Source organism: Paenibacillus aquistagni (assembly GCF_900177815.1).
Lineage (GTDB): Bacteria > Bacillota > Bacilli > Paenibacillales > Paenibacillaceae > Paenibacillus_B > Paenibacillus_B aquistagni.
The window spans coordinates 1,319,888-1,337,076 of record NZ_FXAZ01000001.1 but is presented as its reverse complement, the minus strand read 5'-3'; the positions used below and the strand labels follow the sequence as shown (position 1 = coordinate 1,337,076).

Here is a 17,189-nt window from a genome sequence, read left to right as displayed (position 1 = left end):
CAACATGACAACCGTTCAGAATATTTTTTGGATAGCGCTCCCGAATGGAGTCATCACTGATGGCGAAACGCGTTATTTGCGCTTGTCCGTGTTCGTTAGTCCGCGCTTGCGCACAGATCAGGGCACAACGTTATCGCACTTCCCCGACTTTATCGAATGGGCCGCATGCATGCAGCCGGATCAAGTATCATTTGCGGTCGAGGCCGACAATATTCAAGTACCGGCTAGGATTACTAGCGCGCCACCTGATCCCGCATTATGGAGAGCGTTATTTACATCAGAGACGCGCCTTGAGCCTTACGAGTTCGATGACTTTACCAATCGGCCCATTGTTAGCTATCCGGTAAGCAGCGTTCAAAGCTATGTGAAGACATCGTATCAGGAGGTTGCGCTGCGAACTCCGTTTGACACCCCGATTATAAGGAATGGAGAGAGTCTGGAAAGCCGTTCCGATCTGGAAGAAATATTTAGCGATCTGATTGAGCTTCACCAGAGTCTGAATGTTGAGAGTGAGGAGCAATTAAGCCAATTGCTGAGCTCAAGCATTGAACGAGCACGCGAAGTTGCTCGTAATCGCCGATCTGAAACAGATGCAGGCGGAGAGTTGATAACGCCGGTTGGTTTGCGCGAAATAAGAGAAGTCAGTGATGTCAATGAAGTCAGAGAAGCGGATGAAACCAAAGACGCTTTCTATAGCGCCATGTTATTTCACTATCGTCCCGCTAACGAAGAGCCTGTTGAATTGCCGGATGATACGACGGTCCGCGAGCATTTTGAGGAGAGGTTCGATTTCCATCAAATGATTGCGGCTCTAAGTGATTTCCCACAGATTTTACGACGATTGGGATTAATTATAGACATTGAGGTTCCGGCAGATGCTCTCCCGCAGCTTAGCGATTCGATTGGATTCGTTCGCGCGATCCCGACCTGGAATTCCGCTTTGCCGCCCCTCCAGTCTCCCGAGCAGCAGACATGGACCGCGGATTACAGCCCCTGGACATGTGAAGAATGCATGACGGTCAATGGACAGGAATTATTTACGGCGTCTTCCAGAACGGGAGAAGTGAATAAAGGATTATGGATGCCGGGCAGCAGTGTGGAGCTGGTGCAAGCAGATATCGATAGTGCAGCCTTGAAAACCTTGAATCTGACTGGCAGCTTGGCTCGAATGAAAAAAAATGGCGACAGCCAACCTATCGAAGCAGTTGAACAAGTGGGCGTACCCGCTCTGCGGACGAAGGGGATCTCGTTAGTTCGCAAGAAGAATGCGCACTACTATAACGATATCTTCAATTCCTCAGCTTTATTGAACGAGAGGCTGAACGCTGATCGTCCCGAACTCGTAGAGCTATATGCCGAGGATCTCATGCGGGGCTACCGTCTGGATGTCTACGAGGAGCGTTCAGGGCAATGGCGTTCGCTGCACCAACGTGTCGGTACATATTGCACCCCGAATCATCCCGGCTTGATCCCTGATATCGCAGACGAAGGATTCATGCAACCGAGTGTGGCAAGCAAGCCTGAGGATCCGTCCTCCCCTCCTGATCCCGCAGGTGAGCTTTATGTCCATGAATCGCTCTTTACTTGGGATGGGTGGAGTCTGTCGGGTGCACGTCCTGGAAAGAGCATTAGCAGGAGCTCACGCGCCCCAGATCCTGCCGATCCAGAAACAATGCCGCAGCATGTCAGCAATGTGGCGATGACAGGCCTCGGACTTGAAACGTCTTTTAGAGTGCAGGAGGGTACGCTTCCACGGCTACGATTCGGTCAGAACTACCGACTGCGCGTGCGTACCGTGGATTTGGCAGGCAACGGTCTAACGCTTGCTGAAGCATCGGCGATTGAAGCAGGATCAGGAGCGAGTTTGCCGCAAGACAAGCCGCTCGTATACAACCGATTCGAGCCGATCAATCCACCAGAGCTTGTTCCGCGGCAGCTGTATAGTCCCAGCGGGAACCTGAATGATTCCCATACGTCAGGTTATACAGAGGGTGAATCGTTGGAGCGTCTCGTTGTTCGCAGCAACTTCGGGCAAACGGCGGATGAATATGCTGTCGTCCACCCTACCTATCATTCGTACAACGAACGGCATGTTGCAGCACCTAAAGCCTCGCTTCATTTGGTGGAGACACATGGACTGTTGGACGAGGCGCTGGATGCGAAGCACACCCTTCCGCTGGATCAAGCCAAAGCCCGCATGCAAGAAGTGTATCGCTTGGCCAAGCGCGAAGCTGGATCCTTGAATGAAGTGTCATCACCTTCCGTACGCTTTATTCCAACCGGCTCTGATCCCTCTTCTGCAGAGGGCTACGCTGTTCATACCGAGGAACAGCTGCTCCTCCCCTATTTGCCTGATCCATGGGCCACAGGCGTACTCTTTCAAGGATTGCCGGGCATGGCGAAGGACGAATTGCTGCCAATCGCGTTTGGCGGTGAAACTTGGCATGAAGCGACGCCTTTCCGGCTGCGTTTGATCGAGGGCAGCGACCAACCCGTATGGGATGAAGCAACCCGTATCCTTACCGTCCAGCTTCCCAAGTCAGAAGTCGCACGTGTGCGCGTAAGTTCTATATTTGGCGGTACGCTGGAAGAGATGGAACTGTGGAATTGGCTGTGCGAGGCTTGCGACGACGGTAGAATATCCCTTGAAGATAACAGTCTTCTCAGGCAAGGCATTCTCGATGGCCGCCACTGGATGTTCACTCCGTATCGTGAACTTACGCTGGTTCACGCTGTGCAACAGCCTCTGCTCGTGCCTGAGCCGCAGCGTCTTCATGCGGAACGCAGTGAAGGCAGCACATATGCCTATCTTCAAGGAACAATCGGCGTACATGCATCTAGTACGACGAAGCTGGATATTATGGCGGAATGGACAGAGCCACGAGACGACCCTCAAAGAGAAGAACCGGACACTGTCATTTCGAGTGCCCATGTTATGGAGCTGCCAACGACTTTTGAAGGTCAGGTCGTCCATTTAGAGGGCCGGAATGACTATTGCTTTGTAGAAGAGAATGATGCATTACGGCTCGTGCATCAGGATGGGGATGCCGATCTTCTCATTTTCAACGGGGAGCAGGCAGAGAACTCGCGGCGATGCGTGCAGCGAATATTGGGCGAACCACTCTCGGTGTTAACGCCCCAGCAGCGCAGGCATTTGCAGGAACAGCTCAATTTGGCAAGCAAGGTTGCAGCGCACGAGTTTGGCGATACGAAGTACCGCCGCGTACGGTATCGGGTATCGGCAACTTCGCGTTTCCGCGAGTATTTTGCGCCTAACCTGTCTCCGAATCAACTTGTTCGGGAAAGCAAGGAGATTGAGATCGATATCCTTAGCTCCGCGCGTCCGGCAGCTCCTCATGTTCTGTACGCCGTTCCGACTTTCGGATGGAATCAAGCGGCAGATGCCGACGGGAATATTACGAGTGAGCGCAATGGTGCCGGCATACGGGTATATCTTGACCGCCCTTGGTGGTCATCGGGCGCTGGCGAGGTGCTGGGTGTTGTATTGGGCAATAGTGTCCCTTTTCGCTACGAAGCCTCGTATCACAAAGTGACGCTGTGGGGGCGGGATCCAATCCGGTCATCTCGAGAAATCGGATTGCCGCATGCTGGGAACTTTACAAATAAGAAGCAGGTCTGGTCGGCGCATATGGGGAATGGAGAGAGGCTATTCATTGCTGGCTTTGACGTGAACTGGGATCATGCTTGCAAGTTATGGTACTGCGACCTTGAGCTGGATATTGGCAACCAATACTTCCCGTTTATCCGCCTGGCATTAGTCCGTTTTCAGCCCCATTCTATCGTAATACCTGGATCCTCGCTGGACCTGCGCCCTTCCCCTGTCGTATTGGTTGATCTCGTACAGACAGCGCCGAATCGCATGGCAACCGTCTCGCAAGCGTCAGGTGCTGCCAGCGTGTACAATGTATCGGTGAGCGGCGTCTCCTACTATGCGCAAGCCTCGTTAGAAGGAGACGAAATTCGGGTAACCAGCCGAATGGAAGCGCTTGTGCAGCGCCGCGTCGATGAGATTGAGGATGCGGTGTTAAGGTGGGCGGATTTGCCGTGGAAGGTTGAGCTCGCACCCGATGCATCGGATCCCGACCAGGTTACAGTATGGAAGGGCCAGATAAGCATCCCTGTCGATCATGAGAACGAGCGATTACGGCTTGTCATTCAGGAACACGAACTTATCTCCGGCACCGTACCGCAAGGAGCCACATCTACCATGAGAGAGCGTCAAACTTATGTAGACACGATTCCGTTGTACGATGTGATATCCCTAGCGAAGCAATTGTTGGCTCTGTCCGAAGAGTTGTCTGGCACGGGAGTGCATGAGGATGCTGCCCGTAAAGCGCTGGAGGCAGTGGATGAGTTACGCGGATTCCATTTGAAGGACGAGGAGTATTTCGAATTATATGCCTCTACGTTGTACGCCCTTGCGAGCTGTTTGGTAGTGGTTGAAAGGGCTAAGGAAGCGTTGGAATATGCCATAGAAGCTGTCGAGGTGTACCTTAAGCTGGATGCGGACGATCCCGATCGTTTCGGCCCTATGCTGCGGCAAGCAGAACAATTATTAGCTTCTTTGAAATAAGTATCTGTTTTTAATGAGTTTGTTTGGAAAATTCATCAGTTACATAGATGTATCTGTAAGGTCATTGAACGTTTGAGAAAGCCTTCAACAAGACGAAAGACGTGACGGGATTGACCGTTCATAGCGATCAAGGATTCCAGTACACGTCCTACGCTTACCATGTCATGCTGTCGCTTGGCGCCCAAATCAGCATGTCTCGTAAAGGCAATTGTTACGACAACGCCTTAATGGAGATCTTCTTCTCGTTTCTCAAAATGGAAGGGCTCTAGCCTTATCAAAGAAAGCTAAAGAAGCTGTCGCCAGTAGAGTACTGACGACAGCTTACTGCTTAGGCGTTTTTCTTATGTCCACTAAACGGGGTCTTGCCTACATAATGTCACTATATTCATATCATCTGACACTGACTTTAGAATTATATGACTATATTAACTGTAATCGATTAACTCCATAAATACTTTACCTCATTCATCATCTAGACAAGATGGAGCATCGCCTTCATATCTTCCTGCGCATCTCCGATTAGCTTCAGGCCGAACAGATCAGTCAGCACGTTCATCACGCCTTCGGAGATGAATTCCGGCGGCTTCGGTCCGATGCGAATATCACGGATGCCCAGACTGAACAAGCCAAGCAGAATCGCAACCGCCTTCTGCTCGAACCACGAGAGCACGATCGACACCGGCAGTTCGTTGACACTGCAGCCGAAGGCGTCCGCAAGCGCGGCCGCGATCTTGACCGTGGAGCCGGAATTATTGCACTGCCCCAGATCGATATAACGCGGTATACCTGTATCCGCTACCGTACCGTAATCAACATCATTGAATCGGAACTTCCCGCATGAGGTCGTCAAGATAACCGTATCGTTCGGCAGTGATGTCGCGAGCTCCCGGTAATACTCGCCTCCCTTGCCTGGCGCATCGCAGCCCGCGATAACGAAGAAGTGCTTGATTTTTCCATCCTTAACGGCTTGAATAATCTCAGGCGCCAGCCCAAGCACCGTCTCGTGGTGATAACCCGTTGTCAAGGTCTGCTCGCTCTCCACATCCGCCGCAGGCAGCGCCAGCGCACGCTCAATCAACGGCGAGAAATCGTCATTGACGATCTTGGTCACGCCCTCAAGTCCAGCCACGTCATAGGAGAAGAACCGATCGGCATAGCTCCCCTTAATCGGCATGACACAGTTCGTCGTCGCAAGGATAGCGCCCGGATATTGTTCAAACAGACGGCGCTGGTCATACCAGGCTTTGCCGATATTGCCTTTCAAATGTGGATATTTCTTCAAAACCGGATAGCCGTGTGCGGGAAGCATCTCGGAATGCGTGTAAATGTTAATGCCCTTGCCCTCTGTCTGCTTCAGCAATTCCTCTAACGCATACAAGTTATGTCCTGTCACAACGATAGACTTGCCCTCTATCTTGTTCTGCGGGACGGTAACCGGCACTGGAACGCCGAAATGCTTTGTATGCGCCCGATCCAGCACATCCATAATGCGAATTGCCGCGCCCCCTACCTTCATCGCCATATCCAGATGCTCTTGTAAGTTGAAGTTGGAGTTAGTCAGCGTCATATAAAGCGCTTCATGCGTAATCGCGTCAACCTCTTCATCGACATAGCCCAACTGCCGCGCATGCGTGGCATACGCTGCGATGCCTTTTAACGCAAACACGATCGTATCTTGTAGACTGGCAATGGTCTCGTCCTTGCCGCATACTCCGACAACCTTGCAGCCGCCCGTCGGCGTCTGCTCGCATTGATAACAGAACATATGGGCTTCCCCCTGTCAAAATAGTTTTCTAATTTCAACATACTAAATGGGAAAGCCCCCCAGAGTGCGTACGATCACAGCAAATATTTCAAAATCATGAATATCCCGTCAATTTCACAATCCCGCCTCATGTCACAAAAAACAGCGCGTCCAGAATGGATCACGCTGCCCGTAATTAATTGCTGTTATCTGAAATGAACTGTTTCAATTTATCTACATGAACAGCTCCAATCATTTTATCGACCGGCTTGCCATCTTTAAACAGAATCGTAGTTGGAAGGCTCATAACTCCATGATGAGCGGCCGTTTCCGGTTGATCGTCTACATTGATTTTGAGCACCCTTACAACTTTGCTATGCTCTTGATCGAATCGCTCAAGAATGGGTGCAAAAGAGCGGCAAGGCCCACACCAAGGTGCCCAGAAATTAACTAATGTAAAACCTTCATTTTTCAAATCATGGTTAAAGGATTGATCCGTAGAGAGACAAATCGTCATTTGTATATTCCTCCTTTTTAGCATCATTACGCATTAGACCAACAGGTCTCATCTCAAAGACCGTTTTATTATCCATCTGTCTAGTGCCGATGATGAATTGACTGAACCTCCTCACCTCCTTTATCGCCCCTTTCGAGTTCGTCCGACCACAGCTCAATTGTTCTGCAAATGCTGCAAATGAATAGAGACATTACAGACTTTTTATATCTTTAATTGAGGCGAAATTTAGCGCGCAATCAGTTGTAGTCATCATAACAGCACAAAGCGGAGTGGAATTACCTGTATACCAAGCATCATTCGCGGCTTTGGTAAATCTCATGGTAGCACCTTTAATAAAAGACTTAGTGTGTCTATAATATCCTCGAAATAATAAGGTGTCAAGTTTTAACTTTTTAATGTCCGACAGATTGTAATATGAAGTGCGACAGTTACATCTTAGCTGGATGACAGCTTACGAATCATTCATGATGAGCTGTCGCACTTGTCTTCATCATCCATTCACCCAAATAGCGGCTAAGAACGACATGGCCTTATAATGCTATGCGAGTTTGACTTTATCATATCCGTGCTGATGGAAGTACTGTATCCATTCTTGTTTTTGCTCCTCGGTTGGGAAGTCAAACTCCTCTGTCTTGCATCCGATGTTTGCCCCTTTTACCACTCCGAAATTGTGATAAGGCAACAACTCGACTCCGATCAGATCAGGATATGCAGCCACTATCTTTTCAATAGCCTGGAAATGCTCATCTGTTTCGTTGACACCCGGTATGATTGGACAGCGAAGAATCATTGCCTTTTCATTAGTGTAGATTTCATTAAAGGTTCGATTGATAACCGAAAGTGTGCCGCCAATAAATTGTAATGCATCTGGCTCGTTGCTTATTTTGAAATCATACAAGAACAGATCAACGTAAGGGAGCACCTTTCTCAATTGATTAACTTGAGCAAACCCACTTGTCTCGATGCAAGTGTGAATATGGCTCTCTTTGCATAGCTGCAGAAGCTCCAGACAAAAATCAATGTGGGTTAGCGCTTCCCCGCCTGAGATGGTAACACCGCCTCCGCCCTGTGCATAAAAGATCTCGTCCTTTTTTACAATCGCAAACACTTCTTGTGGGGTCATTTCTCTTCCAATCATGCTAAGCGCCTTCGATGGACAAGCCTCTACACACTTCCCGCATAGCGTGCACTTGGAATAATCAACCCTATGCAATCCGTCTACAAAGCTGTGCACGTTCTGACTGCACACCTCTTCACATGCTCTACAAGATATGCACAGTGATTGATTATAAGATAATTGTCTCTTATAGCTCTGTGACTCAGGATTGTGGCACCACTTGCATCTTAAAGGACATCCCTTAAGGAATACGGTTGTTCTGATTCCAGGTCCATCGTGTATCGAGCAGCGCTGCACATCAATAACATATGATTTCATATGAACCACCTTTGTTAATAGGCCGTTCTAGCCAGTATCTCTTGTTGTGTCTTGGCATCCAGCTGCACAAAGCGAGCCGTATAGCCCCCCACACGGACGATTAAGTTTTCGTGATTCTCAGGGTGAATGAGTGCATCCTCCAAATCTTTTTGATTGACAACAGAGATATTGGTTTGTTGTCCGCCTAGTGCAAAGAAACCGCCCAGCAGCATTTTAATTTTCGCTCTCTCGCGAAACAGATCCGTTGAGAATTTAAAGTTTTGGTTGGCTCCGGCATGGATGGATGTATCCAGCTTCGTCATGGATTTCATGAGTGCGGTGATGCCCTCTTTGTCACAACAGTTGTATGCACCATTGGCATTTGATAAATATACATGTGCTTTTCTGCCGTCAGGAGTGGCGCCGGTTGCATTACCCATCCCAACATTCATGCTGTTGTTAATGACGACAACAAGCAAAGAATCTAACCGCGTACGTTCTTTTTGCCGTTTCACGGCATGACAGATGCCTTCATGTGCTCTCACTGCAAGGTCGTCTGCTTCGTCATAATCATTTCCGAATTTTTGTGCTTCTAATAATGCTTTTTGCTCTGCTTCATAGCCAACAAAATCAGCCTTTAACATGTTAAGAAGATGTGTCATTGTAAATTTCTTCTGGTCAAACACGACTTGTTTAATCGCACATAGGCTATCTGAGACGGTGATATTTCCATAGGTTTCAACGGTTCCGCCCAAGTGCTCTATTCCGCCGTCAAAGATCGCCTTCCCACGATGAATGCAATCATCATAAAGGATGCTCGCCAGCAAGAAAGAGCTTTCTTCACTGCACACATCATACACCAGCTCTTTAAACGAACCGGCTGCATCTGCAAAATAATCAACCTGTGTTTGATATCGCGTCATGATATCATCAAAGGTCATATCATCTGTCATCTCGCCTGTTTCCAAGCCGATTTTCTTGCCTGTTAAGGGATCAATGCCATTATTTAATGTGAGCTCCAATACTTTTGCCAAGTTAATCAATGCATTGGGCGTGCCTATGCTTTTACAAGCAAGCATATATTCTCCGCAGCCAAAGAAAGCATATTGCTCAGCCATGTCTTGAGATACTTCCATCGCATTCATAACCGATTTAATATTCACATCATCGTTATATAGAATGGGGAAAGTACGGCCTTTGGCTAGAATATCTAAAGAGCGGTCATATAATCTTTGGTCCATTGCTTTATAGTAACGCAAGCTTACTTGGGGCTGATAATTATAAGGTCTTGCTTCAAGGGCATCCAACACAACGAGTGCAAATTCATCGGCTGCCTGTTCGTTCTCTCGGCCGAATCCACCGATGATGGCTCTTGTATCACGCGTAAATTCTTCTTCAATTATTCCGAAGAAATCAACAACCATCCTCACGGCAAACTCTCTTGTAATCGTTCCATTTTTAAGGTCATTTACATAGAACTCGCATAAGTAATCATCCAGGCGTCCGATCTCCCGTGTACCGTTGGACAACATATAGATGGTCAGCAGTTGGATCGCTTCATGCAGGGTTTGCGGCCGCTGTACTCTGATGTTCATCAGAGACTGCTTCATCAACAGCAATTCTTGTGTTCTCTCTTCGCTTTGGCATTCAGAGATCAGCACATCCATCTCATCAACATATAGCTGACACACCTCTTGGAGCAGCTCCAATGTGCCAATCATTGCCCGGTAAAGCGGTTCACTTTCCGGTTTATCGATAATCTTCTGATCGAGAAGCTCCATTAAACCATTTAGCCCATAACGAAATAGCTTTTTGGCATCCAAATGAATTCCTGCGATACGATAGAGCGGGTAACAAGCCCCAATCTCGGTATTGTAGTTGTCACCCGTTAAAGCCTGTTCCAGTTCCGGGGTCAGTCTTCTTCTGGTTTTGGTTACCGTATTCTCTTCTTGCCAAAATGAGATCATGTCTCTGATTTCATTCAAATACGCTTCCTCGTAGATGCCTTCAGCCTGCATGTTCGCAAGCAAGGTCTGGCATTTATGTTCGTTGATGCAATAGGCTGTTTTATCAAGTTCATCGCTTCCGGCAAAGATAGGATAGAATCCGATTAAAGCGTCTTCAATTCTTCCGGCAAACATATCTTTCTCTTTATTATTCAGCGTGCGATAGCTTTGCGGAATTTGTTCCTTTAGGCATTCATATTCACGAATCGCCTTATCACTGCTCATATGTTGTTGATATGCCTTAGTGAATCTCAATTCTCGTTGAAATGGTCTGTTCTCTTTAAACATGGTAAGAGCACCTCTGTTCTTTAAGATGCTCTTATGATGCTTCATTCTATCTTCTTTTTCTAACTTTATCTTGACGATATAATACTATATTGATATTTTCAAAAACATTTCTTGTTGAGGTCACGATACTCACGAGGACTGATGAGATACTTTTCTTTGAAGAGTCGATTGAAGTAGGAGAGATTTCGAAATCCGCATTCATAAACAATATCGATTATTTTTTCATTGGATGTTTTTAATAATATTGCCGCGTGCTGAAGCCTTAGGTTGTTAATATGCTCCGAGGGGGTTATGCCATAATGTTTTTTGAACTCACGAGTGAAATGCTCTTGTGATTTCCCAGATAGTTCAATGAGCTTGTTTAAACCATCAATATAATGTGCATCCTTTGAAAACTCGTTGTATGCGAATTGGAGCCACTTTGGAATGCGTTCATCCTCATTGCGTCTTTGGATCAGACCGCAAATAAAAATGTCGTGCAGTATATTTTGAAAAAGGAAATGATTCGTCTGCTCGGTATTATTTAATTGCAGCAACAAATTGGTTTTAGTTTGATAGTTTTGGTACGCGATTTCATCTAATTTAAAACAGCAAAAAATACTCTCGCAATCTTCGATGCCTACCTCGTTTAAACACTGTTCAAAGTACTGTTTTTCAATCGCGATATTTCGAATTATATTTCGATCATATTGATTGGTACTCGTTAAATAGTGCGTATCTTGTGGACGGATCACATGCACGGTGTTTTTATCGACGATCAGTTTTTCTTCATTGAAATATTCTTTGAATTGCCCCTTCAACACCACATAAAACTCATAAAAATCATGCGTATGGGCAATATTACCCGCATCTTCGAGCAACTCCAAGTCTGCTATATAGTATTTTCTTTTGTTTTGTACAAAGTCTTTGAATTCCAGCTTGTTGCCCATTGCTGCTTCACCCCCTGATCATTACCTTGAGGAGACTAGGACCGATATCTGTGATGCACCTATTAGTAGATTGATCATGAAAAATGATGCGAATTCCACCCGCTTCATCTTTGACAATAGTAAATTGGATTGAAAGATTATAACACGCAAAAGGGGACACGCGATATGCGCATCCCCATTGCTTGTTTGATAGCTTGATAACTCAGCTAGATAAGCTGGGCAAAAAGATAGGTGAGCATACGTGAGCGTTACGCTTGTTCTGCCCAGTTAGCCGGATAGGTTACATAGATAAATCGTGCATACTCCGGCACGGAGAATTGAATCTTGCTTTCTTTTGGAATTAGGATCACTTCACCTGGACCGGCTGACACCTTTGTACCATCAATGATAACGTCCAGATGTCCCTCAATCACATAGTCAATTTCATCATAGTTAAGTGTCCAGTCAAAGGTTGTTTCCTTCATTTCCATGATGCCGCAGCCCAGTCTTGGACTTTCCTGCAGTGAAAACAGATCTTTAGTATAGACGATATCGTTAGGGTTGCCTGTATCGAGACGATCCTTTTCTGTTACTTTCATATTAGGAACTTTAATAGAAGTAATCCCTCCAGGACCTCGATGAACATTCTGTTCAATGGCTTCAGTCCCTACTTTTTCCAAGATGATTTGACGAACCATATCTTCAATCATTTTTTTATCGATACTCATGGGTACCCTCCTCTAATTCTTAGGTGCAGTTTTATAGATCCATTTTTCCTATAAATGAGCAGCGCAAACGCAAAGAGGCCTAAAGTTATACCTCTTCCTATCGAAGTAGGAATGCTATAACCTTAAGCCTCTTTGCTTGAGTAAGACTACGCCTTTGTAGTCGTCTATACAGTTTAAACGCGAATGAAACGGCTGTTCCACACGTTATAATTTCAAATTGCATGCTCTCTTCTAGTTTATCTTCTACTTCGCTATTTACAATAGATAAACCCAAACTATTTTGTGAACATTTCCAGCGTTAATGCGAATAGATACCATTAATCTTCCTTATATTCGAGGTAATCGAGCATTCGTAGCAGGATGACCGTCGTTTCCACTCGTGTTGCCCTTTCATTCGGTTCAAAACGGTTCTGGCCACGGCCATTCATGATGCTACGTGCATGAACTGCTTCTATCGCGCCTTTTGCCCATTGTGGAATTGATTCGTCGTCAGCAAAGCCAGTCGATGCATTGATGTTGGGTTGTAACTTTAGCGCCCGGGCGATCATGACGGCCATTTCTGCTCGGGTGAGCTGAGAATTTGGTCGGAAGCTCCCATCTTTGTAACCGTAGATAATTCCCGTCTGTACCGCCTGAGTGATCGCTTGCTTCGCCCAGGTGCCGATCTGATCGATATCGGTGAAGGCGGCAGGCGCGGTGCCTTTCGAGTCCAACTTCAAAGCACCTGCCAACATGACGGTAACTTCCGAGCGAGTAATAGGATGATTCGGTTGGAACGTTCCGTTCGGATAACCGCTAACAAAGCCTTTTGCGGCGGCGCGTTTGATGTCGCTTTTCGCCCAGTGTCCAGCGATGTCGGTGAAATGAATTGTCGGTTCAGATGGCTTGGGTATTTCACGATGAATGTTCAACGTATACTCCTTCTTGCTTCCGTTCTCCGCCTGTACGATCAACACCAGCATATTGTCGCCTTCCTCTAGATGTGCCATAGTGCTGTCTGTGATCACCTTACCATTCAACAACACCTTCGCTGCAGAACGCGCCGGCTTTACTGCAATTCTGACTTGTTCGGCTTGTGTTCGAGCAGCATAGCTTGTCGTATCAGCAGCAAAAGATGGACTAAGCTCCAGCCTCTTATCCTCATCCCATACGTGCAATTCTTCGAGATCGGCGTTGCTGGATAACACGTAACCCCCTTGAGAACCACTTCCTCCACTCGAAGATCGGGCTGTTGTTGCTTGCTTGCTGATCGGCGCGCTCTCGTTACCCGCTGCGTCATGTGCCGTGACTTTAAACGTATAATGCGTATTGGCTGTTAATCCAGTGACAGTAGCTGCGTATACGCTGCTGCTGACCGTCATAAACGCTTTGTCATCAACGTAGATTCGGTAGTCGGTCACACCGACATTATCTGCAGCGCTTGGCCACGACAGCTTAGCACTCGATTGCGTCACATCCGAAGCTATCAGTTCACTATCATTGGGCCATGTAGGGGCTTCGATGTCTGACTCAGGCTGCTGCGGCAGCGTCTTGACCAATGCAGTCAATCCCACGCTTTCGTTCCCCTCTGCATCGAATGCCATGACTTTAAACGTGTAATGCGTATTGGCCATTAATCCAGTGACGGTAGCTGCATATACGCTATTGCTAACCGTCGTAAACGCTTTGCCATCAACGTAGATTCGGTAGTCGGTCACACCGACATTATCCGTAGCACTTGGCCACGACAGCTTCGTACTCGTTTGCGTCACATCCCAAGCTATCAGTTCACTGTCATTGGGCCATGTCGGGGCTTCGATGTCTGGATCGGGCTGCTGCGGCTTAATCATCATCGTTACCGTTACGTTCGCCTTCTCGATTGTACTATCGGATACCTCTATTTCAGCTATATAAGTCCCTGCTGATTCGGGAACGCCGGATAGGAGTCCAGTTCGTGGATCTAATGTTACGCCGGATGGCAAATCGCCCGAGATGATGGACCAGGTTCGCTCGCCATATCCGCCTAACGCTGTCAGTTGGCAAGTCAAGGCCGATTCGACTGTTCCCTCGCACGTATAGGGTGGGACCATTTTTAACGATTCATAGATCACGATGTTTTTCACCGTCTCTACATTTTGCTCCATCCCGGGTGTTGCCACCATTAGACTCATCATGCCCGGTACAAAAGGAGCTATAAATTCTATAGAGAAGTTTCCGTCATTGTGACTGATGATAGACTCGATATATCCATCAGAAGTCGTAATTCCAATCGGCAGTTTAGCCGCTACATCCATGTTCCCTGTGAACGTAACCCTCGAATATGATTTAAGCAGTTGCGGAGTATTCAATGTAATCCTGGTTGGAGCTTGGACAAATTCAATCGATTCTGTATCCGTATTCGCACCAATCGCACCAGACCTCGCAACAATCTTGATTTCGTCCTTAGAACTTAGCACAGGTTGCTGGCGGATTCGGAGTTTATAAATATCAAGAAGGGGATCAACTGAATCAAAAGATAACAAGTTGCCTTCAACTACCTGAAAAATAGAATTGATCTTTTTCCCGCTCGCTCGTTTTTCTCCATTGACATAGATATCGACCTGCTCCGGTTTTCTTAACTCGAATAATAAGTCCATATAAGATTCTTTTGTAATGTATAAGTTTGAATCTATTTTTTTAAACTTGCCGCCCTTATCATCCATAACAGGATTATCTGCAACGTAGGGAACTGGTCGCATTTGTGTGATGATTTTGCCGCTATCTTTTTTTATGCGAAATGGAGCGCTTTCTGCAACGCTCACACCGGCTAGTACAAATTCAATGACGGCTTGCTCCACATCTTGCGTCGTGCTCTCATTCGTAGCCAGAAGAGCTGTAAAAGCAGCCATTCCCTGTTCATCAACCATGATGGGCCCATTGCCCGCCAAAGTCCAATTACCTGAATTCGATTTCTCGATGGCGTGTACCATCTCCCCTGTTAACGGATTGCCGTACTTGTCGATAACCTGCAGGATCGGCTGAACGTCCAGTTGTCCGCCTCCTTCTTCAAGAGGTCCCCTCGGCTGTTGAACGATCGTTACGTTGTATTCCGCATGAGCCGTTGGTTGCACAATAAGCTCCACATCAGGCAACAATAGTCCGTTGATATGAAAATGAAGGGTTTGCTCTTGGGCTGCATGTAAACTGAGCGGCACCATTGCAACTCCATCGACAAACTGTACCGAAACCGTTGACTGTTGACCCGTAAGCGACATGCCTGCAAATGTGCCAATCGTTCCATCAGGAGCGGGACTATAGCCGCTGATCGTAATATCGACTGCCTTTTGGTAATCCTTATCAATAGTGGCGTTGCCTTTCATAATCTCGAATCTGACATTTACCACCTGTCCCACGCTCATCTCTGGCGATTCCAGAGCTGCTGTACCTCGGTAATTTCCGTCGACCAAAATATAGTAACTCTCGCCATCGGTTGGATCTGTATACGGCCCCGCCACCAACGTGTTGGAATTTAGATTCACAGCAGGGCGGATTCCTTTTTGTATGGGGTCGACTGGGTCTATCTTTCCTGTCTGGCTATTCAACATTTTAGGAAGGTTTAAGTAGGGCCATGATGTTCGCGTCATATAATAGGTTGCATTGAACGATGCGGATGTAACATATTCTGGTGGAACCACCTTGACTTCAGCATATGGGTTTTTATCCGTAAAATCACCCGTCTCGGGCGCAGACAAATTGAAAAAATAGTTATGATTCAAGAGGTCATATTGTTCGTGAGGATCTGTTGACGATGGGATGATGGCATCTTGAAACGATTGAGACATAGCAAAACGGAATCTATTGTTTAACCATTGCTCGGGTCCTCCTAAATCATTGTAATTAGGGGTGTGATTGCCTTCGAACACAGCTATAATTTCCTTTGATAAAAACATGCTTGTGCCAGGTGTGTAAGCATCTCGAACAACAAGAATCCAAGTAATCGGGGCGGTCTTATGTACTCGTTTATCGTCCTCAGCAAAATCCGTACCGTTCATCGAAGCCGTAAAAAAGTCCCAAGTTGAACTGTCGCGGAGCTTCGATCCTATCGGAAGCTCTCCTATTGTGAGAACGGAAGGTTTCGAGCCATTGGAAATAGCACTGGCCTGAGTGAATGAAAGTGGAACAGCTGCGAAAATAACGATAAAAACGAGCCATATTTTAAAAACAACTTTCACATTTCTTGCTGCCATCATAAAGCAATGTCTCCTTAGCACTAATTTTTCATTCCGTATAAGAAAAGGCGAACAACCTCACCCGCTAAAACCTCTGGTTGCTGATTGAGAGGCCTTTGAGTCATAATAAAGCGCTCCATCATGCCGACGATACAATCTGCTGCGATGCCAATATCCAGGTCTTCACGAAAATAGCCCGCCTGCTGCTCTGATATCAGATTCAAACGAATATCATCGGCCAGCTGATGTTTAATTTCTTCAGCTTGTGGAGCGATAAGAAATCCAATACGAGCTAAATTAGGCTCTTCTTTAAAAAATCGAAAGAACGGTGTAAGTCCCTCCTCGATTCTTTGATGAACGCATTCTTTTGCGATACCTGGTTCAAGGCGGCTCTTCTGGGTGAAATCCTTCAACTTGGAGCGAAATAAATCTATCAATTCTTGAAACAAGGATTCTTTATTCTCGAAATAAAGATAGAAGGTCGGCTGCGTAACCCCGGCCTTCTTGACGATGCTGCTTACTTTCGTCTCATGGTAACCCTGCAAGGCGAATTCATCTACAGCAATATTTAGCATCAATGCTCGGCTTTGTTCACCGCTCGCTCCCTTTTTTCTGCCTCTCTGCCCCATAACAGTCAATCTCCCTCAATCGTGTTATATTACTATTAAGTATTATAATATGATCTCCCCTGCTTACGTCAAGGAATTGATTGACAATCAAACATACTTTTTGAAGTGTCATTTCTTTTCCAAGTATACTAGGCCCTTTGAACAAGCCCGACAGTAGGCTGTCTCCTTAGATAA

9 protein-coding genes and 1 pseudogene are annotated in these 17,189 nt (G+C 46.7%); 2 read left to right on the top strand and 8 right to left on the bottom strand.

The window, feature by feature from the left end:
• The first annotated feature begins 4 nt into the window (after nucleotides 1–4).
• Entirely contained in the window at nucleotides 5–4,594 is a 4,590-nt protein-coding gene (locus B9Y93_RS06265; RefSeq protein WP_085493446.1) for a hypothetical protein, read from the top strand.
• Between the two features lie 119 nt (nucleotides 4,595–4,713).
• Nucleotides 4,714–4,860, top strand: a pseudogene (locus tag B9Y93_RS06260) (IS3 family transposase); the annotation flags it as partial.
• A 206-nt stretch (nucleotides 4,861–5,066) separates the two neighbouring features.
• On the opposite strand, the gene hcp reads toward B9Y93_RS06260, so the two are convergent.
• The 8 genes from hcp to B9Y93_RS06220 form a co-directional block, all read right to left on the bottom strand.
• Complete coding sequence (gene hcp / locus B9Y93_RS06255) at nucleotides 5,067–6,359, bottom strand: hydroxylamine reductase (protein WP_085493445.1); 1,293 nt, start codon at nucleotides 6,357–6,359, stop codon at nucleotides 5,067–5,069.
• Between the two features lie 175 nt (nucleotides 6,360–6,534).
• A complete protein-coding gene (gene trxA, locus B9Y93_RS06250) occupies nucleotides 6,535–6,855 on the bottom strand; it encodes a thioredoxin (RefSeq protein ID WP_085493444.1) in 321 nt (106 codons plus the stop codon).
• 538 nt (nucleotides 6,856–7,393) lie between these two features.
• Entirely contained in the window at nucleotides 7,394–8,290 is an 897-nt protein-coding gene (locus B9Y93_RS06245) for a glycyl-radical enzyme activating protein (RefSeq protein WP_085493443.1), read from the bottom strand.
• A gap of 14 nt (nucleotides 8,291–8,304) precedes the next feature.
• Complete coding sequence (locus B9Y93_RS06240) at nucleotides 8,305–10,608, bottom strand: pyruvate formate lyase family protein (RefSeq protein ID WP_085493442.1); 2,304 nt, start codon at nucleotides 10,606–10,608, stop codon at nucleotides 8,305–8,307.
• Nucleotides 10,609–10,661: 53 nt separating this feature from the next.
• Nucleotides 10,662–11,492, bottom strand: coding sequence for a helix-turn-helix domain-containing protein (locus B9Y93_RS06235; protein ID WP_085493441.1), 831 nt, complete (start codon nucleotides 11,490–11,492; stop codon nucleotides 10,662–10,664).
• A 248-nt stretch (nucleotides 11,493–11,740) separates the two neighbouring features.
• Nucleotides 11,741–12,199 (bottom strand): cupin domain-containing protein, encoded by a 459-nt coding sequence (locus B9Y93_RS06230; RefSeq protein ID WP_085493440.1) that lies wholly within the window; start codon nucleotides 12,197–12,199, stop codon nucleotides 11,741–11,743.
• A gap of 317 nt (nucleotides 12,200–12,516) precedes the next feature.
• Nucleotides 12,517–16,407 (bottom strand): S-layer homology domain-containing protein, encoded by a 3,891-nt coding sequence (locus B9Y93_RS06225; RefSeq protein WP_085493439.1) that lies wholly within the window; start codon nucleotides 16,405–16,407, stop codon nucleotides 12,517–12,519.
• Between the two features lie 20 nt (nucleotides 16,408–16,427).
• On the bottom strand, nucleotides 16,428–17,015 hold the full coding sequence (locus B9Y93_RS06220; protein ID WP_085493438.1) for a TetR/AcrR family transcriptional regulator: 588 nt from the start codon (nucleotides 17,013–17,015) through the stop codon (nucleotides 16,428–16,430).
• Between the last annotated feature and the right edge of the window lie 174 nt (nucleotides 17,016–17,189).

What these genes read in the sequence shown, in the direction of transcription:
- B9Y93_RS06225 (WP_085493439.1), bottom strand. Translation starts at nt 16,407, where the DNA reads ATGATGGCAGCAAGAAATGTGAAAGTTGTTTTTAAAATATGGCTCGTT.
- trxA (WP_085493444.1), bottom strand. Translation starts at nt 6,855, where the DNA reads ATGACGATTTGTCTCTCTACGGATCAATCCTTTAACCATGATTTGAAA.
- B9Y93_RS06235 (WP_085493441.1), bottom strand. Translation starts at nt 11,492, where the DNA reads ATGGGCAACAAGCTGGAATTCAAAGACTTTGTACAAAACAAAAGAAAA.
- hcp (WP_085493445.1), bottom strand. Translation starts at nt 6,359, where the DNA reads ATGTTCTGTTATCAATGCGAGCAGACGCCGACGGGCGGCTGCAAGGTT.
- B9Y93_RS06245 (WP_085493443.1), bottom strand. Translation starts at nt 8,290, where the DNA reads ATGAAATCATATGTTATTGATGTGCAGCGCTGCTCGATACACGATGGA.
- B9Y93_RS06240 (WP_085493442.1), bottom strand. Translation starts at nt 10,608, where the DNA reads ATGAAGCATCATAAGAGCATCTTAAAGAACAGAGGTGCTCTTACCATG.
- B9Y93_RS06230 (WP_085493440.1), bottom strand. Translation starts at nt 12,199, where the DNA reads ATGAGTATCGATAAAAAAATGATTGAAGATATGGTTCGTCAAATCATC.
- B9Y93_RS06220 (WP_085493438.1), bottom strand. Translation starts at nt 17,015, where the DNA reads ATGGGGCAGAGAGGCAGAAAAAAGGGAGCGAGCGGTGAACAAAGCCGA.
- B9Y93_RS06265 (WP_085493446.1), top strand. Translation starts at nt 5, where the DNA reads ATGACAACCGTTCAGAATATTTTTTGGATAGCGCTCCCGAATGGAGTC.